Origin of the sequence: Marinilactibacillus piezotolerans, from assembly GCF_900169305.1 — a bacterium.
GTDB lineage: Bacteria > Bacillota > Bacilli > Lactobacillales > Carnobacteriaceae_A > Marinilactibacillus > Marinilactibacillus piezotolerans_A.
In genome coordinates this window covers 351,135-371,762 of record NZ_FWDP01000002.1, presented here as the reverse complement: position 1 = coordinate 371,762, position 20,628 = coordinate 351,135, and the positions used below count along the sequence as shown (strand labels likewise).

At 40.8% G+C, this 20,628-nt stretch carries 23 protein-coding genes; 16 read left to right on the top strand and 7 right to left on the bottom strand.

The window, feature by feature from the left end:
* The first annotated feature begins 20 nt into the window (after positions 1 to 20).
* Together B6F02_RS01765 and B6F02_RS01760 are read left to right on the top strand one after the other, a co-directional pair.
* The gene (locus B6F02_RS01765) at positions 21 to 503 is read left to right on the top strand and encodes an S-ribosylhomocysteine lyase (RefSeq protein WP_080145677.1); all 483 of its coding nucleotides are present in this window, start codon (positions 21 to 23) and stop codon (positions 501 to 503) included.
* Between the two features lie 585 nt (positions 504 to 1,088).
* Positions 1,089 to 2,387: a Zn-dependent hydrolase gene (locus B6F02_RS01760; protein ID WP_080145715.1), complete on the top strand. Its 1,299-nt coding sequence runs from the start codon at positions 1,089 to 1,091 to the stop codon at positions 2,385 to 2,387.
* 66 nt (positions 2,388 to 2,453) lie between these two features.
* Here B6F02_RS01760 and B6F02_RS01755 read toward each other — a convergent pair whose 3' ends face one another.
* Entirely contained in the window at positions 2,454 to 3,158 is a 705-nt protein-coding gene (locus tag B6F02_RS01755) for a zinc metallopeptidase (RefSeq protein ID WP_080145676.1), read from the bottom strand.
* A 351-nt stretch (positions 3,159 to 3,509) separates the two neighbouring features.
* Between B6F02_RS01755 and B6F02_RS01750 the strand changes: the two genes are divergently transcribed.
* From B6F02_RS01750 to B6F02_RS01715, 8 genes are all read left to right on the top strand, one after another.
* Complete coding sequence (locus tag B6F02_RS01750; RefSeq protein WP_080145675.1) at positions 3,510 to 4,187, top strand: hypothetical protein; 678 nt, start codon at positions 3,510 to 3,512, stop codon at positions 4,185 to 4,187.
* Positions 4,188 to 4,189: 2 nt separating this feature from the next.
* A complete protein-coding gene (locus B6F02_RS01745) occupies positions 4,190 to 4,798 on the top strand; it encodes an ATP-binding cassette domain-containing protein (RefSeq protein WP_080145674.1) in 609 nt (202 codons plus the stop codon).
* Positions 4,799 to 4,875: 77 nt separating this feature from the next.
* Positions 4,876 to 5,403: a cysteine hydrolase family protein gene (locus B6F02_RS01740; protein WP_080145673.1), complete on the top strand. Its 528-nt coding sequence runs from the start codon at positions 4,876 to 4,878 to the stop codon at positions 5,401 to 5,403.
* A gap of 30 nt (positions 5,404 to 5,433) precedes the next feature.
* The gene (locus B6F02_RS10985) at positions 5,434 to 5,583 is read left to right on the top strand and encodes a hypothetical protein (protein WP_179128501.1); all 150 of its coding nucleotides are present in this window, start codon (positions 5,434 to 5,436) and stop codon (positions 5,581 to 5,583) included.
* 641 nt (positions 5,584 to 6,224) lie between these two features.
* Positions 6,225 to 7,394 carry a galactokinase gene (locus tag B6F02_RS01730; protein ID WP_080145671.1) on the top strand — a complete coding sequence of 390 codons (1,170 nt, stop codon included), beginning with the start codon at positions 6,225 to 6,227 and terminating at the stop codon, positions 7,392 to 7,394.
* Positions 7,394 to 8,914, top strand: coding sequence for a UDP-glucose--hexose-1-phosphate uridylyltransferase (galT, locus tag B6F02_RS01725; RefSeq protein WP_080145670.1), 1,521 nt, complete (start codon positions 7,394 to 7,396; stop codon positions 8,912 to 8,914). The genes B6F02_RS01730 and galT overlap by 1 nt, the downstream gene beginning before the upstream one ends.
* 56 nt (positions 8,915 to 8,970) lie before the next feature.
* The gene (locus B6F02_RS01720) at positions 8,971 to 10,017 is read left to right on the top strand and encodes an aldose epimerase family protein (RefSeq protein ID WP_080145669.1); all 1,047 of its coding nucleotides are present in this window, start codon (positions 8,971 to 8,973) and stop codon (positions 10,015 to 10,017) included.
* 99 nt (positions 10,018 to 10,116) lie between these two features.
* Entirely contained in the window at positions 10,117 to 11,109 is a 993-nt protein-coding gene (locus tag B6F02_RS01715; protein WP_080145668.1) for a LacI family DNA-binding transcriptional regulator, read from the top strand.
* Between the two features lie 64 nt (positions 11,110 to 11,173).
* On the opposite strand, the gene B6F02_RS01710 is transcribed toward B6F02_RS01715, so the two are convergent.
* Both B6F02_RS01710 and B6F02_RS01705 read right to left on the bottom strand, forming a co-directional pair.
* Positions 11,174 to 11,911, bottom strand: coding sequence for an NAD-dependent epimerase/dehydratase family protein (locus B6F02_RS01710; RefSeq protein ID WP_080145667.1), 738 nt, complete (start codon positions 11,909 to 11,911; stop codon positions 11,174 to 11,176).
* Between the two features lie 174 nt (positions 11,912 to 12,085).
* Positions 12,086 to 12,280 (bottom strand): CsbD family protein, encoded by a 195-nt coding sequence (locus B6F02_RS01705; RefSeq protein ID WP_143745173.1) that lies wholly within the window; start codon positions 12,278 to 12,280, stop codon positions 12,086 to 12,088.
* A 187-nt stretch (positions 12,281 to 12,467) separates the two neighbouring features.
* Here B6F02_RS01705 and tsaB point away from each other — a divergent pair, with 187 nt between their 5' ends.
* Genes tsaB through tsaD form a run of 4 tightly spaced genes read left to right on the top strand, consistent with a single transcriptional unit; the run spans position 12,468 to position 15,298 of the window.
* Complete coding sequence (gene tsaB / locus B6F02_RS01700) at positions 12,468 to 13,205, top strand: tRNA (adenosine(37)-N6)-threonylcarbamoyltransferase complex dimerization subunit type 1 TsaB (RefSeq protein WP_080145666.1); 738 nt, start codon at positions 12,468 to 12,470, stop codon at positions 13,203 to 13,205.
* On the top strand, positions 13,192 to 13,791 hold the full coding sequence (rimI, locus tag B6F02_RS01695; protein ID WP_256864620.1) for a ribosomal protein S18-alanine N-acetyltransferase: 600 nt from the start codon (positions 13,192 to 13,194) through the stop codon (positions 13,789 to 13,791). Before tsaB ends, rimI (B6F02_RS01695) begins: the two co-directional genes overlap by 14 nt.
* A 12-nt stretch (positions 13,792 to 13,803) precedes the next feature.
* On the top strand, positions 13,804 to 14,274 hold the full coding sequence (gene rimI, locus B6F02_RS01690; RefSeq protein WP_080145665.1) for a ribosomal protein S18-alanine N-acetyltransferase: 471 nt from the start codon (positions 13,804 to 13,806) through the stop codon (positions 14,272 to 14,274).
* A gap of 13 nt (positions 14,275 to 14,287) precedes the next feature.
* Positions 14,288 to 15,298 (top strand): tRNA (adenosine(37)-N6)-threonylcarbamoyltransferase complex transferase subunit TsaD, encoded by a 1,011-nt coding sequence (gene tsaD / locus B6F02_RS01685; protein WP_080145664.1) that lies wholly within the window; start codon positions 14,288 to 14,290, stop codon positions 15,296 to 15,298.
* Between the two features lie 58 nt (positions 15,299 to 15,356).
* On the opposite strand, the gene B6F02_RS01680 is transcribed toward tsaD, so the two are convergent.
* The gene (locus B6F02_RS01680) at positions 15,357 to 15,815 is read right to left on the bottom strand and encodes an Lrp/AsnC family transcriptional regulator (protein WP_080145663.1); all 459 of its coding nucleotides are present in this window, start codon (positions 15,813 to 15,815) and stop codon (positions 15,357 to 15,359) included.
* Between the two features lie 231 nt (positions 15,816 to 16,046).
* Positions 16,047 to 18,008: an ABC-F family ATP-binding cassette domain-containing protein gene (locus B6F02_RS01675; RefSeq protein WP_080145662.1), complete on the bottom strand. Its 1,962-nt coding sequence runs from the start codon at positions 18,006 to 18,008 to the stop codon at positions 16,047 to 16,049.
* 393 nt (positions 18,009 to 18,401) lie between these two features.
* Here B6F02_RS01675 and B6F02_RS01670 point away from each other — a divergent pair, with 393 nt between their 5' ends.
* A complete protein-coding gene (locus B6F02_RS01670; protein WP_080145661.1) occupies positions 18,402 to 19,097 on the top strand; it encodes a redox-sensing transcriptional repressor Rex in 696 nt (231 codons plus the stop codon).
* A 75-nt stretch (positions 19,098 to 19,172) separates the two neighbouring features.
* Here B6F02_RS01670 and B6F02_RS01665 read toward each other — a convergent pair whose 3' ends face one another.
* On the bottom strand, positions 19,173 to 19,376 hold the full coding sequence (locus B6F02_RS01665; RefSeq protein WP_080145660.1) for a hypothetical protein: 204 nt from the start codon (positions 19,374 to 19,376) through the stop codon (positions 19,173 to 19,175).
* A gap of 28 nt (positions 19,377 to 19,404) precedes the next feature.
* The gene (locus B6F02_RS01660) at positions 19,405 to 20,067 is read right to left on the bottom strand and encodes a CPBP family intramembrane glutamic endopeptidase (protein ID WP_080145659.1); all 663 of its coding nucleotides are present in this window, start codon (positions 20,065 to 20,067) and stop codon (positions 19,405 to 19,407) included.
* Positions 20,068 to 20,296: 229 nt separating this feature from the next.
* Between B6F02_RS01660 and groES the strand changes: the two genes are divergently transcribed.
* Positions 20,297 to 20,581 (top strand): co-chaperone GroES, encoded by a 285-nt coding sequence (groES, locus tag B6F02_RS01655; RefSeq protein ID WP_080145658.1) that lies wholly within the window; start codon positions 20,297 to 20,299, stop codon positions 20,579 to 20,581.
* Positions 20,582 to 20,628 lie beyond the last annotated feature (47 nt).

Genomic DNA, 20,628 nt, shown 5'->3' with positions numbered 1-20,628 from the left:
TGAAGTAAAGGAGAAGGAATATGCCGGAAAAAAAGATGAATGTAGAAAGTTTTAATTTAGATCACAACAAAGTCGCTGCCCCTTATGTAAGAGTAGCAGACCGCAAAACAGGTGCTCACGGAGACGTCATTGTGAAGTATGATGTCCGCTTTTCGCAGCCGAACAAAGAGCACATGGATATGATGGCTGTGCACTCTCTAGAACATTTGACAGCAGAACATATTCGCAATCATGCGGATTATGTGATCGACTTTGGTCCCATGGGCTGTCAGACAGGTTTTTATCTGACAGTATTGAACCATGAGCATTATGATGAAATTCTAGACGTATTGGAACAAACGATGCAGGACATCTTAGAAGCAGACGAAGTACCTGCCAGCAATGAAAAGCAATGCGGCTGGGCTGCCCACCATACGCTTGAAGGCGCAAAAGAAGTTGCCCGCGACTTCCTGGCAAAACGTGATGAATGGTCAACCGTTTTTGCTGAAACAGCAGAACGTTAAGTACTATGAATGATTGAAATCAAATCAAATCTCCTTTTTCGCTTTAACAGAGTGAAGAAGGGGATTTTTAACTTTTTAACGTGATTAAGCGAGATAAATTTAGAGAAAAAGAATAAGTCGCCGAATAGAGGGAGAATACAGTGAGATAAATTTGGAGCAAGAGAATAAGTCGTCGAATAGAGGGAGAATACAGTGAGATAAATTTGGAAAATGAGAATAAGTCGTCGAATAGAGGGAGAATACAGCGAGATAAATTTGGAGAAAGAGAGTAAGGTGCCGAATAGAGGGTGAATTCAGTAAGATAAATTTGGAGCAAGAGAATAAGTCGTCGAATAGAGGCAAAATACAGCGAGATAAATTTGGAGCGTGAAAATAAGTCGTCGAATAGAGGCGAAATTCAGTGAGATAAATATGAAGCGAGAGAATAAGTCGCCGAATAACGGCTTAAAGGAGCAGATGGATTTCTTAAAAAAGTACTGCTTTTTCTACAGAGGCTATTTTCAGGAAGCGATGCAGACTGTCCGACTTTTTCTTTTACAAGAGAATGATATAATTAACTCAGTCAAAAGAAATGGGGAGATTGGAATGACACAGCAATACATAAATTTGGATGAACGATTATTAAAGACATATGACGCGTCTTTTTCCAAACATGGTGTTTCAGGAGAGCGGTTAGCTGAGAGATTAACGGTTTTGGCGAACATTGGATTAACCGAAGATGAGGGAGCCAAGCGTCCAGGTTTTTCACTGCTGGAAAGAGAAGCGAAAGACCGGGTGATAGAGTGGATGAAAGAAGCAGGGCTTTCTATTTCAGAAGACGGTGCCGGAAATATATTCGGAAGAATGGAAGGGAAAACTCCTGAGAAACCGGCAATCATGAGTGGATCCCATGTAGATACTGTTCCAAACGGTGGACATTTTGATGGAACAATTGGAGTACTCTCTGCATTAGAAGTTGCGCAGGCATGGAAAGATACCGGCTATACACCTGAAAAACCTTATGAAGTCGTCATTTTTACAGATGAAGAAGGGTCCCGTTTTAATGGTGGGCTGACGGGCAGTGAAGCAATGGTCGGAGATACAGATATGGAAAAGACTCTGAAGAGAAGAGATTATGATGACCGTTTATTCGGTGAAGTAATTCAAGATGTAGGATTAACCGTAGAAGGATACAGTGCTGCGGGAAGAGATCTAAGTGAAATAGAAACGTTTGTGGAAGTTCATATTGAACAAGGAAAGAAACTTGAAAAAGCAGAGCTGCCTACGGGAATTGTCACAGGAATCGCAGGACCTTACTGGTTAAAAGTGGTATTTACTGGATTAGCAGGACATGCTGGGAATACGCCGATGGATGATCGGAAAGATGCATTGGTTGCGGCCAGCGCCTTCATCCAAAGAGTGAGTACCTTACCTCGAAAAATTAATGAAACAGCAGTCGCAACAGTAGGAAATCTTCAAGTTAAACCAAATGGTACCAACGTGATTCCAGGGGAAGTGATATTGTTCGTTGATATTAGAGATATTGCTTTTGACTCAAGAACGGAATTAGTCAATAAAATTATTGAAACCGGACAAGATATCCAGAGACAAACAGGCGTAACCTTTGCGCATCAATGTGTGCATGACGTGCCTCCTGTACCAATCGCAAAAGAACGTCAGGCGCTTTTAGCTGAAAGTGCACGCAGATCAGGCATCAAACCGTACTATTTACCGAGTGGAGCTGGACACGATGCAATGATTGTTGGTCGGCACGTTCCATCTGCCATGCTGTTTGTACAAAGTAAAAAAGGAATCAGTCATAACCCTGAAGAATGGTCGGAATTATCGGACTGCGTACAAACTATCCATGTTTTAAAAGACTATATCGAACAACTACAAAAGTAAAATAAAAATAGCGTCAAGTTCTCTTCAACAAGAACTTGGCGCTATTATATTATATTCAGTCCATTATTAGTCTCGGCTTCTGCCGCTGAAAATTAAAATCAGACGCAAAACACTTAAGAATGAAGCAATTGCGGCAGCGATATAAGTTAAAGCTGCGGCATTCAAAACTTTACGTGCTTGCGGAATCTCTTCTCTGGATAATAATCCCTGTGTTTCCAGAACTTCAATTGCACGATTTGACGCATTAAATTCTACAGGTAATGTGACCAGCTGAAATAACAACGTCAAAGAAAACAACAGAATACCGGTAGTCACTAAGAAGCTTCCACCTTCACCTAATAAAAATCCTAAAAATAAGATTGGGAAAGCGGCAGTCTGTCCAATATTTGTTACTGGAACCAAGGAAGCACGCAATCTTAGGGGGCCGTAGTTATCACGATCTTGAAGAGCGTGGCCGGCTTCGTGAGCGGCAACACCGATCGCTGCAACGGATCTTGAATTTCTAGTCGTATCAGACAATCGCAGCACATTATCTTTGGCGTTGTAATGGTCTGTCAGGTTCCCACGGATCCCTTCCAACCGTACATTTTCTAAATGCGCAGCATCCAGTATTTTACGGCAGACATCTGATGCTGTAAATCCGTTTTTACTGGTGACATTGCTATATTTTCGGTAAGTGGATTGGACGTACATACTTGCAAATCCCGAGATGACCATTCCGATAATAATCAAAATAAAGGTAGGATCCCAGAAAGGTATAAAGAAAGGCATAATATTGACCTCCTATTCAGTCGTATATCAAGTTTACTATATGTTTCTTCAATATCTATTATATCACAAAATTAAAGTAATTACAGCGATCTTAAAAGATCAGGTTTGAGGATTTTATGAAGAAATACGGAAAGATTTTTCAAAAAGATGGTCTTGCCTTATTGCTAAATTTTTGATAAACCGATACTATTAAATTAGTAAATAAGAATCTGATAAGAAAATGGTTAGAAGATATAGTCGCAGACTTTTAATTAATGATTTTTTCTGAAAAATAAGAATCTACTTTCCTATTTGGTGTTTATTTGCCTATTTTACATAAGAATATCATCAATTTATAGAGGAGGAACTATTTTGTATGAGATACTGTCAATTTGCAGATTAAACTTGGCCATTTTGCTTAAGGACAAAGTCGCGTTCGGGTGGACAGCTGCTTTGCCTACTGTGCTGTTGATGATCAATCGTCAGAATATCAGTTCTGCGTCGGAGACTATTTATTTTTTGATCTATATTTATTTTAATGCGTTTGCCGGGATCGGTGTGTATGTGCTGAGGGAAAAAGATTACGGAACACTCTCGACCATCTTTTCGATTAAATGGATTCCTGTTCAATACTTTCTCGGTACAGTGTTGACTCAAATACTGTTTAGTATACTGTGTGCCATGCTATTCAACATTGCATTGGTCGTGCTGACCAATGTTTCATTATTGTCGGCTGTATACGCGGGACTGATTGCTTTAGTTGTCTGTTTGCCTACTGCATTTTTGTCTTATAATTTGACTCTGATTAAAGGGATCCATTCATCGACAATGACCTCTATACTGAATGTTTCGTTTTTTGGGTTTTTTATTTTGCTTTCTTCAAACGCAAATTTAAATCAGTTTAATCCTTTTTATTTACTAGGGACTTGGGCGGAAAGACTTATGCACTTTGAATTTCCTTGGGAAGCTGCTGTTTTCACTATCGTCGTAGTCATCCTCAGCATTCCTAGTATTCTATTTTTCCAGCCGCTCTCGGTCGAAAGGAGATAAAAATGATTACAGTCAGTCGCTTTTACATAAAAGGAATAGAAAAGACAGTTGATTTTACGATTCAAAATGGAGTGACTTTTCTTGAAGGGGATAATGGGATTGGAAAGACACTCTTTTTGGACCATTTGGCGAATCTTCGAAAGTCGAGGACGGGGGTGTTAACCGGAAATGAGTCGGTTGTCTATATGCGGCAGACCTTCGACTTTAGTTTTCGGTTGAAAGTCTCTCAATATATTCGGTTCATAACATCTCTTGACCGAAAACAGGTCACAGATTTCAAACAGTTTCTTGAAGTATATGATATTGATTTGGATCTGGAAAAGATAATGAACCGAAAAATCGGGATGCTGTCGGGCGGAGAACGGAGATTTTTGTATTTGCTGACGATTCTCTGTATTGAAAAAGACTGGTATTTGCTGGATGAACCGTTAGCTAATGTAGATAGAAAAACTAGAAGACAAATGATGGATGTCATTCAAAAGAAACGTGAAGAAGGCAAAAATTTTGTCATTACTTCGCATATTGATTTAGATCTGGATAATATCCACACCATCAACTTCAGTCAATTAACGGAAGTAGAACCACCTTATCTGACTGAAGCTGCAGAATAGAAAAGGTTAAAAAGGAGGCAGACCAATGTACATTATTCTGAACTGATCCAGATTAATTTATGAAAAAGAGGGATTAGATGCAGGCGTTGATCGTCTTAGATGTACAAAAAGGGTTAATGAAAAGAAAACAATTTGAACGACAGCAAAATAACATTACAGCGTTAATGAAAGATTTCAAAAATCGACAGCAAGTCATAATAGCGACGCAGCACTTGCTGCCGGGATCCGGAAGTATATTTGATCCTGAATCAGAAGATAGTCAGCTGGCAGAGGGGATTGAGAAAAATAGCGATCTGGTTGTAGTTAAATCTTCTCCGAATGCATTTTCCAGTCCTGAGCTATCTGAATACCTTGTAAAACACCAAGTGGACCAAGTATTTGTGGTCGGATTCAATGCAGAATACTGCTGTTTGTTTACGTCTATTGCAGCGAGTGATAGAGGTTATAAGGTAACGTATATTGAGGATGCTTCCGGTACAGTGAACGATGAAGACACTTATGAAATGAAAGGGCTGGATATTGTAGATTTTGTCGGCAGTGTTTTAGACTGGTCGGATGTAGTAGAAGTGTTGTATATGGAGGAATATATAGAGCAGTATCAATAAGTAAAAAAGTTAACTTAAGGGCAGAATAAAATGGCAGAAAGAAAATTTTCTATAAAAACACTCTTTGTGGGGGTTGCTGGTATCGTCGGATTGATTGTAGTAGATGGTGTTATTCTCTACAGCACAGGACTAGATGTGTCTGGATGGGTCGTTCAATTACTGGAGACCGTGTTCGGATAAACTTTAAACCCTTTATACTAACAGAAACACCTGAATGAAAAGTCAGGTGTTTTTTTACGCACCTGGCATGGGCGATAACTTGATGATGAAAAGCCGCTGCAGGATAGGCAGTAGGAACTGTAAGCGAAAGACAAAGGATACTTCAGTGATGCGGAATCTGAAGTCGGATACAAAGGGTCGCACTGACGAACCTCTTATTCTATCAACTGGGGCAGCAAAAGAGATCGAGTAGCAAAAATGAGCGGTGCATTCTATCAACTGGTGCAGCAAAAGAGACCGAGTAGCAAGAATAAGCGATGCATTCTATCAACTGAAGTAGCAAAAGAGACCGAGTAGCAAAAATAAGCAGTGCATTCTATCAACTGAAGCAGCAAAAGAGACCGAGTAGCAAGAATAAGCAGTGTATTCTATCAACTGAAGCAGAAGAAGAGGTCGGGTAGCGAAAATAAGCAGTGCATTCTATCAACTGGGACAGCAAAAGAGACCGAGTAGCAAGAATAAACAGTGTTGTTCTTAATCGGGAATTCTGTAGGATATGCCGAATGGTAACTTACTTAAATATAATATTTAGTAAATTTACTTGTTATTTTTTACTAAAGGGTTTACAATGTAGTCACTACTAGGAGAAATGAGGGAGCAGTATGGAGAAAACACAGTTATTAGAGGGATTCAAAAAAGTGTTTGGTGCACCTGGAGAACGAGTCTTTTTTTCACCCGGAAGAATCAATTTAATTGGTGAACACACAGATTACAATGGCGGGAAAGTTTTTCCTTGTGCAATCACGATGGGCACTTATGCTGTCGTTTCTATGCGAGACGATCAGTCTGTATATGCCTATTCAGCGAATTTTCCAGATGATGGAATGCTGAATTTTGAGTTGGCGGATATTGAGTACAATAAAACGGACAAATGGACCAATTACTTAAAAGGCATGTTTCTCTACTTGCAGCAAAAATTCGGTGAGCTGCCCAATGGATTGAATATGTATATTTATGGAACGATTCCAAACGGTGCATCACTGTCCTCCTCCGCTTCCTTAGAAGTGCTGACAGGAGTCATCATCAGAGAATGCTTCAATTTAGATATCCCTCAACTTGACATTGTCAAACTAGGGATGAAAACAGAAAATGAATTCTTAGGCTTGAATTCAGGGATTTTAGATCAATTTGCCGTAGGAATGGCCAAAAAAGAACATGCGATGCTGCTGGATACCAATACGCTGGACTATGAACAAGTACCAGTGGAATTGCCGGATCATAAAATCATAATCATGAACTCGATGACACGCAGAGAACTCGTAGATTCTGAATATAACTTAAGAAGAGAACAGTGTGAAGAGGCATTGAAACAGCTGCAGACAGATATAGATGTTCCGTCACTGGGGTCTCTATCGGCAGAAGAATTTGAAGCACACAAAACTTCTATTCAAGAAGATGTACTGCTGCGCCGAGCGAAGCATGCTGTTTATGAAAATATCCGGACGAATCAAGCTGCAAATGCCCTGAAGACCAGTGATTTAAAAACGTTTGGGCAGTTAATGAATGAATCACATCGTTCCCTGAAAAATGATTATGAAGTGACGGTAAAAGAAACAGATCTGCTGGTTTCATTAGCTTGGGAGCAATCCGGCGTCATCGGTGCACGAATGACAGGCGGCGGCTTTGGAGGGTGTTGTATTGCTATAGTTGAAGATGCGAAGGTAGACACGTTTATTGGTCAAGTAGGCAAACGTTTTGAACAGGAAATCGGGCATTCAGCAGAATTTTATATTGCTGAAACAGCGGACGGAACAAAGGAATGGGATGCCTAATGAATCAGCAACCTTTGAGCAATCAGAAGATTGATGCAACAATTGCTGCTTTTATTCAGTGGCACATTGATCATGAGAAAGTCGACCCGCTAGACCGGATTTATCTGACCAATAAATTATTGGAATTATTAAAGAAAAAGGAATTATCGGATCCAGAATCTTCTAATGAACTTTTTCATGAATCTTCTCATTTAACTATGCTGGATGATCTTGTTGAGTATGCAGTGGAAGTGGAATTGATCGAAGATTCAGCATCTGCGCGCGATGTATTCGGTGCAAAAATCATGGATGTCGTGACACCGAGACCGTCAGAAGTCAATAATCGTTTCTGGCAGCTTTATGCCAAAAATCAGCAGCTGGCAACGAATGATTTTTATACCTTCAGCGAAGAGAGTAATTATATTAAAACCAGAGAAATCGCAAAAAATATTGAGTATACCCATCCAACAGAGTATGGAGACTTGGAAATTACGATCAACTTATCGAAACCGGAAAAAGACCCTAAAAAAATTGCGGCGGCTAAACAAACGCAATATTCGTATCCAGTCAATGCATTGTGTATGGAAAACGAAGGGTACGCCGGTCATGAGAGTCATGCAGGGCGCTCAAACCACCGGATTATCCGACTGGAAGTAGCCGGAGAGCCTTGGGGATTTCAGTATTCTCCGTATGCTTACTATAATGAGCATGCCATTTTTCTTTCTGAAGAACACCGGGGAATGAATGTTGGAGAGCGTGCAATCAAAAATCTGTTGGATATCTTAACGATATTGCCGCATTATTTTGTGGGCTCAAATGCCGGATTACCGATCGTAGGCGGATCGATTCTTTCTCATGATCACTATCAAGGTGGTCAGCACACTTTTGCGCTGGAAAGAGCGGAAATGGAAGAGACCTTTCAACTAAAGGACTTGCCGCAAGTAAAAGCCGGGCTGGTTAAATGGCCGATGTCAGTGATTCGGCTAAGCAGCAAGGATCAGTCAGCGATGGAGCAGGCAGCGAAAAAGGTCATGGAGACTTGGGATGAATACGATGATCCGTCGGTCGATATCCAGGCATACACAGGTACAACGCCGCATAACGCGGTGACCCCCATTGCCAGAATGAGAGAAGATCAGTTTGAGTTGGACTTGGTGCTGCGGAACAACCGTACTACTCAGCAGTATCCAGATGGCCTTTTCCATCCGCACCCAGAAGTTCAGCATATTAAAAAAGAAAATATTGGACTAATTGAAGTTATGGGACTGGCGATTCTGCCTCCGAGACTGGAAAGGGAATTAGCGGAGGTCAAAGCTTTTCTTATGGGAGAGGTCGAGACAGTCGATCCTATCCATCAACCATGGGCTGATACATTGAAAGAACCGGCAGAGAATCTTTCATCTGAACAGATCGATCTGCTTATTCAACAGTCTGTGGGCGATATTTTCTTAAAAGTACTCAAAGATGCCGGTGTGTTTAAACGGACAGAAAAAGGACAGTCAGCCTTTCTTGATTTTGTTGAACGATTGAAAACTGTATAATAAAGATAAAATCTACGTATAGTTAACAAATGATCAAAACAGCAGGAGGAAATGAAGTGCAGATTACGGCAAAAACTTTTGGTATGTTTCAAAATCAGGAAGTAACAGAATATACACTGACAAACACGAATGGTGTATCTTTATCTGCCATTACCTACGGAGCAATTGTTACGAAAATCATGACGCCGGATAAAAATGGTCAGATCGCAGACATTACCCTTAATGTTGAGTCACTGGAAGATATGGTAGCGCATCGTCCATTTTATGGGGCCGCGATCGGACGAGTAGCCGGACGAATAACTGACGGACAGTTTGAGCTGGATGGACAGTCGTACCAGCTTGACGTAAATGAAAAAGGCAATCAGCTGCATGGCGGACCGTCCGGATTAGATACGAAATTATGGTCTGCTGAAACGAAGTCAGAAGACGATGCAGCCAGTATTCTCTTTACACTTACGAGTCTGGAAGGGGAAAACGGCTATCCCGGTAACCTGGAAGTCCAAGTGGAATACCGATTGACTGAAAAGAACGAGTGGATCATTCAGTACACTGCAAAAACGGATAAACCAACACTGTTTAATCCGACCAATCATATCTACTTCAATCTGACAGGGGATATTAAACAGCCGATTCTAGATCATACTTTGCAGCTGGCTAGTACAAAATACGGTACATTGGCGGACCGTAATCTTCCAACAGGTAAATTGGAAGACTCAAAAGGAACGGCTTTTGATTTTTCAGAACCTAAACGATTAAGAGAAGCTGTATTATCTGATGATTCTCAAATCAAACCGGCTTCCGGGTTGGATCATCCCTTTGTGCTGGATCAAAAAGACCAGCCGGTGCAGGCGATTCTTTCAGAAATAAACAGCGGACGCCGAGTAACGATGACGACTAATGAAGAAAGTGTCGTAATCTTTACGCATAACAAGGTAATGGATGCCTATACTATAAAAGGAGAGCCGGCGCAGCCGTATGCAGGTCTTACACTGGAAACTCAAGCCTTGCCGGATGCGATTAATCATCCTGGATTTGGAAATATTGAGCTGAGACCAGAAGAAACCTACCATTCTCAAACGACTTACCGGTTTGATACCATTTAATAAAGAAAAGCCGAGCCATGCAGATCAGTCAAAGAAAGAGATGCTCTAACGGGCATCTTTTTGTATAATAGAAAAGAATTTGATAAGAGGAGTGAATAGATGGCCACATTAAAAGACATTGCTGAAAAAGCAGCCGTCTCCACTTCAACTGTTTCTAGAGTTTTGAATTATGATCCTACCTTATCTGTAGGAGATGAAACAAAAAAAAGAATTTTTGAAGCAGCAGAAGCATTGGAGTACAAAAATCATCGTAAAAAAGCTCCGCAGAAAAACAGCAAGCTGGCAATCGTTAACTGGTATACGCAAGAAGAAGAGCTGAATGATCTTTACTATTTGTCGATTCGATTAGGTGCAGAGCAGCAGGCACAGCAAATGGGGTACGATATCGTCAGAGTCTATCACCATGAAGAAGAAAAAATGGAAAAAGACTTGTCAGGCATTTTAGCCATTGGCAAGTTCAGCCCAGAACAAGCAGCAAAGCTGCGAGAGCAAGCACCTTATATTTGTTTTGTAGATTATATTCCAAGTGACCGGGAAGACGATGCCGTTCTGATTGATTTCAAGAAAGCAATGCGTCAAACCATTGATTATTTAAGAGAGCAGGGTCATCAGAAAATTGGGTTTATAGCTGGAGAAGAATCATATAGTGACCAGTCTGGAGCCTGGATAGATCCTCGTACTAAGCTTGCAAAGCAGTACTTAGAAAAACAAGGTATTTATGAAGCATCTTACTTCTATAAAGGGGCATTTCGTGTAGATGCAGGGAAAGCAAACATGGAGAAAGCAATCCTGCAATTCGGCAAAGACAATTTGCCTTCAGCCTTTATAGCCGCCAATGATGCGATTGCGATCGGATGTCTGAAAGCTTTGAGTGAGCAGCAAATCAATGTTCCGGAAGATGTTTGTGTAGTCGGCTTCAACGATATTTCTACTGCTAAGTATATTACGCCAGCCTTAACAACGGTTAAAGTTTATACCGAAGAAATGGGACGCAGCGGTATTCGTCTGTTAAATGAACGAATCCAAGAAGGTAGAGAAGTCAGCAAGCAAGTGATTCTCAGTACAAAACTGATTAAGAGAGAAAGTGCCTGACAAAAAGGAGAACTAGACTAAGTCCAGTTCTCCTTTTATTGGATTTCTCCTCTTTTTTCTTTTACTAGCTTTCAAAGGCATTGTCTTGGGGCTGGTACCCTAATTTCACTCGAGCCTGATCTATATCTAATCGTGGGAAAGAATTATTAGAGATCCCATTGACTAACAAATAAGGCTCTTCAACAAGCTCTGCTTTCAAGCAGCAGTCTATAAGATGATTCATATCTCGATAAGTGAAGAACTTTCCTTTAGAATAAAAATCCGCTTCGGGTGAAACATCTTCTCCAGGAGACTTATAATCACCGATTCGGATACCGATAGATTCAATGCCTTTTTTGTAGGCGTAATAGCTGGCCAATGCTTCCAAGAAGACTTTCGATACTCCGTATAAATCATCAGGGCGAGGTACTTCCGAAGTTTTGACCTGTACATTGTCTGGATAAGCATCGCTTGCATGGATAGAGCTGGCGAAAATGATTCTTTTCACTGTGTCGGATTTTTCTGCTGCCCCATAAAGGTTCTGCGGCAATTTATAATTCAGGTCCAGCAGACCCTCATAGAATTGTGCACCGGCATCTGGGTTGCCCGCCAGTTGTATGACATACTCCACGTCATCCAGCAAATGATCCCATGACTCTACTTTAGATAAGTCCTTTTCAACGATTGTTGCGCCTTCCTTCAGTTCTTCTGGGAAGTCTGAAAAATCAATATCCGCTAGGACTAGATCATAATTTTGCTTCAAGTGTTTGACAAGCTCAATGCCGATCGTTCCGTTAGCTCCTGTAATCATCAGTTTAGTCATATGGTTCCTCCGAATAAGTAAAATTTGATTAAAATGGTTGAATCTAAAATGTCCACTTTCAAACAGAAGCAGCTTTTTGAAAGTGCACCTTAAAGATTTGTTCGAATGTTTCTAATTTTAAACTATATTTAGACCAGATTAAAAACTTAATATGTTTCATATACTGAGCGTTTTCTATCTGTCTTGATCGTGATCTTCAAGTGCTTTTCCGTAAGTTTCTTCTTCCTGCCCCTTTACTTTCTGGCGTTTACCTTCAACGACGGTTTTTCTGTCTTCTGAAATTTTGCCGTATTGTTCTTTAGCCTCACCGGCAACTTTATCCGTAAGCCCGCTAAGTTTGTTTTTGATACTTTTTGAACTGTCTGCCACTTTGATCACTCCTTTCTTATGTTCTATATACAAAATAGATGAAAATACTAAAGCTATGCTCAAAGTTTAGAACTCTAGCTTTAAAATTGCAAAGAATACGCTTAAATCAAGTAGTGATTTGGTTTCTCAGTCTGCCGAATTATGCTAAACTATAAGAAAGAAAAGGAATACAGCAAGGAGAAACCAAATGCGCATTTTAGCAATGGATACATCAAATCAGACAATGAGTACTGCAGTGATTGAAGATCAAAAGATATTGGCAGAAAGAACAATAAATGTTAAAAGGAATCACAGTGTCCAGATAATGCCGGCTATAGAGCAAGTGCTGAAAGATGCAGCATTAACGCTGGAGGACATGGATCGTATTGCTGTGGCTAAAGGTCCGGGGTCTTATACGGGTGTGCGCATTGCTGTAACAGTAGCCAAAACTCTGGCGTGGACTACTTCGACAGAACTCGTCGGTGTGTCCAGTTTAAAAGTGCTGGCAGGTAATGCTTCACCGTTAGATGAGTCTCTAATCGTTCCGATTATGGATGCGCGAAGAGGTAATTTATATACAGGGCTGTACACCTTTAGAGAAGGTCAACTGCTTCAGCTGGAAAAAGACAGGCATGTTTCAGCAGAAGAGTGGGTAGAGATCGTGGCAAGAAGACAACGGGAGTCGCTCCAGCCAGTACAAGTCATCGGTGCAGACTATATTAAGTATCAAGAACTCTTTGAAAGCAAGCTGAAAGGCAGTCTGCTGACTCTGCCTATGTACCAACAGCTTCCCAGAGCCAGTGTAGTGGCTTGGCTTGGCTTGAAAGAAGCACCAGTCGACGTACATTCATTTGTACCAGAATATACAAAGCTGACAGAAGCGGAAGAAAACTGGAAAGAGGCAAATCCTGATCAAAAAGGAGGAAGCTACATTGAGAAATATTAGACAGTGGCTGATGGAAAAAATCCCCAAATCTTATCAACAGCTTCCTCTGCCGATTGCAGAACGAGTAAAGCTGACACAGTCTTTTTATGCTCTCGATGACCAGCGATTTCTATCCGTTTCACTGGCAACAGAAGAACGAGTAGAAGATATACTGACAATTGAGAAACTTTGTTACGATGGTCAGACACCTTGGAATCGGGCAGCACTGCTGCATGAGATCCGTTACAATAGAAATGCTTTTTATATTATCGTAACGGATCATGGTAAGCCTGTAGCTTTTATTGGTTCATGGTTTGTCGCTAGTGAAGCCCATATTACTAATATCGCAACGATTCCATCTTATGAGGGCAAAGGAATCGCTACATTTCTGATCTCGGAGTTAAAGCGCATTGCAGAGTCCGAGAATATGACGATTTTGAGTTTGGAAGTGCGGGTGTCCAATAATCGTGCGCAGCGGCTTTATGAAAAAATCGGGTTTAAAAAAGGGATAATCAAAAAAGGATATTATGCAAATGACCATGAAGATGCTTTGGAAATGGCAATGATGCTGCCAGAAAAGGTTGTCCCTCAACACAGTCAGGACTAAGGAGCAAAAGGGATGAAAGATTCGAACCAGCGTAACTTAACATTTCGCTTATTGGGCTCGGAAGAGACAATTTCCCGGAGATTATACGAATTGTCGAATGAAAGTTTTGAACATGGATCCCCTTGGACGGTTGAGCAGTTTGAAGAGACAAGAGCTATTTCTCATTTGTTCTATCTTATTGCTGAGCTTGAAGGCGAACTGATAGCCTTTCTCAGTGGTTCGATCGTCAAACCAGAAGCAGAAATTTATAATATCGTAGTCAGAAATCAATATAAAAGACAGGGAATCGCTTCTGAACTGATTGCTGAAACAAAGAAAATTCTGCAGGAAAATGAGATAACAGACCTGTTCTTAGAAGTACGGGTTTCCAACCGTCCGGCAATCCTGCTTTATAAAAAAATGGGATTCATTCCTGTTGGCGTGCGCAAGCAGTATTATTCGAACCCGCAAGAAGATGCCGTTGTTTTAAAAAGTGCAGTATGAAAGAGAGTATAAAATGACTATAAAAAAAGTATTAGCAATAGAAACTAGTTGCGATGAAACGAGTGCAGCAGTTATTGAAAATGGGAATCACCAGTTGTCTAATGTTGTGGCTTCCCAAATCAAAAGTCATCAAAGATTCGGAGGCGTAGTTCCTGAAGTAGCCAGCCGTCACCATGTTGAGCAGATGACGCTGGTGATGGAAGAAGCGCTGAAACAAGCAGGGGTTTCCTATGAGGATCTGGATGCCGTTGCTGTAACAGAAGGACCAGGTCTGGTAGGAGCTTTGCTGATCGGTGTTAACGCAGCTAAAGCCGTCGCTTACGCACATCAGCTGCCGCTGATTCCAGTCAATCACATTATCGGACACATTTATGCTAACCAGTTAGTCCAGCCGCTTAAATTTCCGCTGCTGGCACTTGTTGTCAGCGGAGGACACACAGAGCTGGTCTATATAGAAGCACCAGGGCATTATGAAATTATTGGAGAGACAAGAGACGATGCTGCAGGAGAAGCTTACGACAAAGTCGGGCGTGTGTTAGGTGTACCTTATCCTGGCGGGAAACATATTGATGAAATGGCGCATAAAGGAAAAGACACATACCATTTTCCAAGAGCTATGCTTCAAGATGAATCCAATGACTTCAGCTTCAGCGGTCTGAAAAGTTCTTTCATTAATACGGTGCATAACGCAAAGCAAAAGGGAGAAAAACTGGATCCTAATGACTTAGCAGCCAGTTTTCAAGCAGCAGTTATAGAAGTATTGGTGAAAAAAACGATTCGCTGCGCCAAAGAGCAGCCAGTTAAACAAATCGTCTTAGCAGGCGGTGTAGCGGCCAATAAAGGACTGCGAACAGCATTGAAAGAAGCCGTCGAGCAAGAGCTGCAGGATACTGAATTGCTCATTCCGCCGCTTTCTTTATGTGGAGACAATGCCGCGATGATTGGTGCCGCTGCTTTTGTAGAATCCATTAAAACGGATCAAATCGATTTAACACTAAACGCTCAACCTGGATTGACTATATAAAAAAACAGCTTTGCTTCTGACTTGATCTCGCTGGATCGGGCAGAAGTAAAGCTGTTTTTTACTGGTTTTCTTCTTCTTCAGAAGCAATCAGTTGAACTCCGCGAGCAGGAACGGGGGTAGAAAAAACGATCTGAGTAGATGTTTTACCGAACTGCTGCAGGTTATTGATAAAATCATCCAATTCTGTTGTGGTTGGATATGCCACCTTGATCAGCATGGAGAATTCCCCAGTCACACAGTTGCATTCCAATACATTGGTGCAGTGCTCGATGTAAGGATAAAAGTCCTCTTTCTGATTTGGGCTCAAGTCCAAGTGAATAAAGGCTTGGATATGATACCCCATCTTTTTTAAGTCAGGAGCTGCAATGTATCGCCCTAAGATGCCCTCGTTTTCCAGTCGATGAATACGAGCGGAGACAGCCGGAGAAGATAAATAAGTTTCTCCGGCGATTTCTTTTAGGGAAGCTCGACTGTTTTTTTGTAGTATTTCAACAATTTTCTTGTCCATTTGGTCCATGACTGTACTAGCTCCTTTATTAACGGTAAAAATATCAGATAAACTATAAGTTGCGTGAGGTCTATTTAGTATAAATTATTTAGAATAACGTGGTTTAATTATACCTTACTGAAGGTGAAATGCAACTTGATTTCAGCTATACCATTTGTATGGATAAATCATAAAAAGACACAACTTAAAGCTTCTGTTGTTAATATAGTATCAACAGAAAACAGCGTTGATGAGACGAATTTATTCAGTCTCGTATGACTCCAGTTCCAAACTAGCTGCTTCCCATGTTTCCAGAAGAGTTTCTTGTTCTTTTTGAAGAGCGTCATGCTGTTCAGTTAATTCTGCAGCTTTAATCGGGTCATCATAGATGGCCGGATCGCTCAGTTGACCTTGGATATCTTCCAAGGCTGCTTCGCTTTTCTGCATCTTCTCTTCAAGGTCTTCAATGGTACGATTCAATCGACGGATTTCTCGCTGCTGTTCTTTTTGTTTCGCACGATCATGACCTTGCGAATGTTTATTCAGCGGTTCGGGTTCCTGAGGAGAATTGCTTGCAGTCTCCTGTTTCATCTGCGCGAGGGCTTCCAGTTCTTCCTTTTTCTGCAGGTAGTAATCATAGTCTCCCAGATAAAGAGAAAGCCCGTCATGAGAAATTTCGATGACTTTCGTAGCCATTCGATTGATAAAGTAGCGGTCATGCGAAACAAACAGCAAGGTACCTTCAAAATCAATCAAGGCATTTTCCAGTACTTCTTTGGAATCGATATCCAAGTGGTTGGTCGGCTCATCTAAAATCAAGAAGTTATTTTTATCCATAGCAAGTTTGGCTAGCGCCACACGAGCTTTTTCACCACCACTTAAAGAAGCAATCGATTTTTCAGCGTCTTCTCCTGAAAACAGGAAGCTCCCCAGCAATGTCCGAATGGATTGTTCGGGAATCGTCGGATGCTCATCCCATAATTCATCAAGCACGCTTTTATTGGAGTGCAGCAGGCTCTGTTCTTGGTCATAATAGCCAATGTCGACTTTCGTTCCATACTGAATCGTTCCTCCAAGTTTGGGCAGCTGCCCTACGATTGTCTTGAGCATGGTCGTTTTACCGACCCCATTAGGTCCTACTAAAGCGATGGCATCTGTTTTGCGGATATCCAAATCGATATGAGCAGAGAGCGGACTTTGATCATATCCAATCGCCAAATCCTCGGTCTGCAAAACGACACCGCCGGATTCACGAGCAGTATAGAAATTAAAGTTTGCAGACTGTTGGTCTCCTTGAGGTTTATCCATTTTTTCCATTTTATCCAGCATTTTCCGTCTGGATTGAGCGCGTTTAGTAGTTGAAGCTCTGACAAGGTTGCGATTGATAAAGTCTTCTGTTTTCTCAATTTCTTTTTGCTGCTTTTCGTACTCTTTCCACATTTTCTGGATCTGTTCAGCTTTCAGTTTTAAATAATTGGAGTAATTCCCCGTGAAACGCTGGACTTTTCCGTTACTGACTTCATAGACTTCGTTCACGACTTTATCTAAGAAATAGCGGTCATGAGATACAATGAGTAAAGCGCCGGTATAGTTCTGAAGGTATTTCTCCAACCATGAGAGTGTATCAATGTCCAAATGATTGGTTGGTTCATCCAGAATCAGCAGGTCTTTTTTCTCCAGCAGCAACTGAGCCAATGCTAGGCGGGTTTTCTGTCCACCAGACAGTTGACTGACCAGTGTCTGGAAATCTTCTTCATAAAAACGAAAACCGTGCAGGACCGAACGAATCTCACTTTCGTATCCGTATCCGTTCATCTGTTTATACGACTCCTGCAAGGTATCGTATTTCTTTAAGACGTCTTGATACTCGGTATCATTTTTTATCAAATCAGGCGAACTCATCTTCATTTCCAAAGATCGCATGTCTTTTTCCAGCTGTATGACTGGTTCGAAGATGCTCAGCATCTCTTCCCAGATCGTTTTGGCAGACTCCAGACCTGTATGCTGATCTAGATAACCGATCGTCAGATCTTTTCGTTTATTCACTCGGCCAGCATCTGGTTCTTCTTGACCGGATATAATATGCAGCAATGTTGATTTTCCGGCACCGTTTCTGCCGACCAAGCCAACACGCGCATTTTCTTTGATTTCAATGGTTACATCGTCAAATAAAACGTCTGCTCCAAAATGACGGGCAACTTTTTGGGTTTGTAATAGAATCATAAAAATTCCTCATTCTAATGGTTGTTCAGATTTTTTTCAGGGTCATGTACTTTTCTAAGTGTAGCATAATCTTTAAATGATAAACAGAGAAGGCGTACGCTGCGACTTCGGTTTTATGGATAATGAAGACGATTGACTGGATAAAGAAATCATACATCGCCAGATGACTTATCGTCGGCATTTCACAAGCAGACGGGATTTCTGTTTGTTTTTAAAATAACTTTGTGAATAACATACTGTATTTGTGGTCATATTAGCTTTCATTTTGTGAAAACCATGATATAATAGTTAGTGAAATACCTTTGTTGATTGTGAAGTTAGCGTCTCAAACAATACAATGAATGCTTGTATACTAAGAGTATTTGTAAAATTAAAGGATGAAGGAGAAAAAGTATGGTAGAAAAAAAGATTCCAAAAGCAACGGCTAGAAGGCTACCGCTGTATTACCGTTATTTACGCTTTCTCCATGAAGCTGGGAAAAGCCGTGTTTCTTCAGCTAAGTTGAGTGAAGCTGTAAAAGTAGATAGTGCAACCATCAGAAGAGATTTTTCTTACTTTGGGGCATTAGGTAAACGCGGATATGGATATGATGTAGAAGCGTTAATGAATTTCTTCAGTAAAACACTGAACCAGGATCGCTTGACGAACGTCGCATTGATCGGTGTTGGTAATCTGGGACAAGCCTTACTGAATTACAACTTTAGACGAAGCAACAACACCCGCATCAGTGCTGGATTTGATGTAAATGAAGAATTGATCGGCACTGTACACCAAGGAGTTCCTGTCTATCATATTGATGAAATGGTGCATCAGCTGGACTTGCAGCAAATCGATGTGGCAATTTTAACGGTTCCTTCTAATATTGCACAAGAAATGGCGAACAAACTGGTAGAAGGCGGCGTGAAAGGGATTATGAACTTTACACCGATCAGAGTCAATGTGCCGGATACTGTTCGAGTTCATAATGTTGACTTGACCAACGAACTGCAGACACTGATTTACTTTATCAACTACTATCAAGAACTGGATGAAGCAGATGACAGTGTGATCATTGATGAAGAGACCGGAGAATTATTTGTAGAAGAATAATCTCAACTCATGAAATAAAAGAAGCAGCTGGGAATTCCCTCCTCTATAGGAGTTGAATCGCCAGCCGCTTCTTTTTTATTTTCGGTTATTTTTTCTGACTTTGATGTAAACGCCTGCTAGTCGAGTGCCTTGCACAAAATCTCTTGTTGCAAGAAAGGCAAAAAGCAGAGAGACTAACTCCCATCCATTTAATCCCACCATATCAAGGGTAAAATAAAACAGAACGATAAACATCACATATTTAAATCCAATATAAGTCAAAATCTGTTTGCTAGTCATGCGTACTTCCTTTCAAAAAAAACCTTACTTAATTTATTTGAATGATATTCGAGATGGCTACAATGGAATTCATCAGGCAGTGGGCAATGATTGGTGTCCAGATATTCTTGGTCTTATAGTACAGCCAAGAAAATACTAATCCCATTGTTGAATAAACGAGGATACGTCCATCAAAATGAATCATTGCAAACAAGAGCGAGCTGACGACAGCAGCTCCCACTGCCCCGATCTTTCCAACTGCCATTCCGAAAACAGCTTTCCGGAAAACAAATTCTTCCATAATAGGACCGGCAATTGAAGTCAGTAAGATAAAGTAAGGATATTGCTCAATGATTGCCAGCAAAGTCTGTGTGTTTTGAGAGTCGATGGGTGTGCCGAGGAAATTGATTTCAATAATTGCAGCAGCGCCTTGAGCGAATAAGGCAATGAAGACGCCCAGTATACCCCAGGTAATAATCATCCCACCGTCTTGACGGAAGGGCTGCTCAAAGGAAAGAGTGAAATTTCTTTTATGGGTAATGTAGATCATGAGAATTGCTCCAAGTGCAAATAAAAGCATGTTAGTCCAAATTACTCCGACTGTCCGGATGCTTTCCGGCAGCAGTTGACCGACAATGACTGTCAGAAGCTGAACCAGGATATAAAGTATAACGATCTGCAATGCCGTATTTCTATTTTTTTGTACGTCCATTTATTTCATCCTCAACTGATATAAAATGTGTTGTGTATTTTGACAATACTATAAAACTAACATAAAAAAGAAGGGTATTCCAGATAAGATTTTTAATCATTTTTTTAACTTCAAAAGGCTTGCATGAAATTCCAGTTTTGAATATACTAAGTAATGGAGTTAGCACTCTAAGGGTTAGAGTGCTAACACGAATATGAAACAACTAAAAATCAAATGGAGGGATAACACCATGTTAAAACCTTTAGGAAATCGTGTTCTTCTTGAGGTCGTTAAAGAAGAAGAAAAAACTGTCAGCGGATTGGTATTACCAGAATCTGCAAAAGAAAAACCTCAGACTGCAAAAGTTATTGCAGTTGGTAACGGAAGACTGCTGGATAACGGAACTCGTGCTGAAATAGAAGTTTCGGAAGGCGACAAAGTCATTTTTGAAAAGTATGCCGGTTCAGAAGTCAAAATCGACGGAAACGAGTACTTAGTTGTTAAAGACTCGGATATTGTCGCTATTGTAGAATAACGATTTAAAGCAGTTGTATTTTATTCGTGTATATTGAAAAAAGAAGA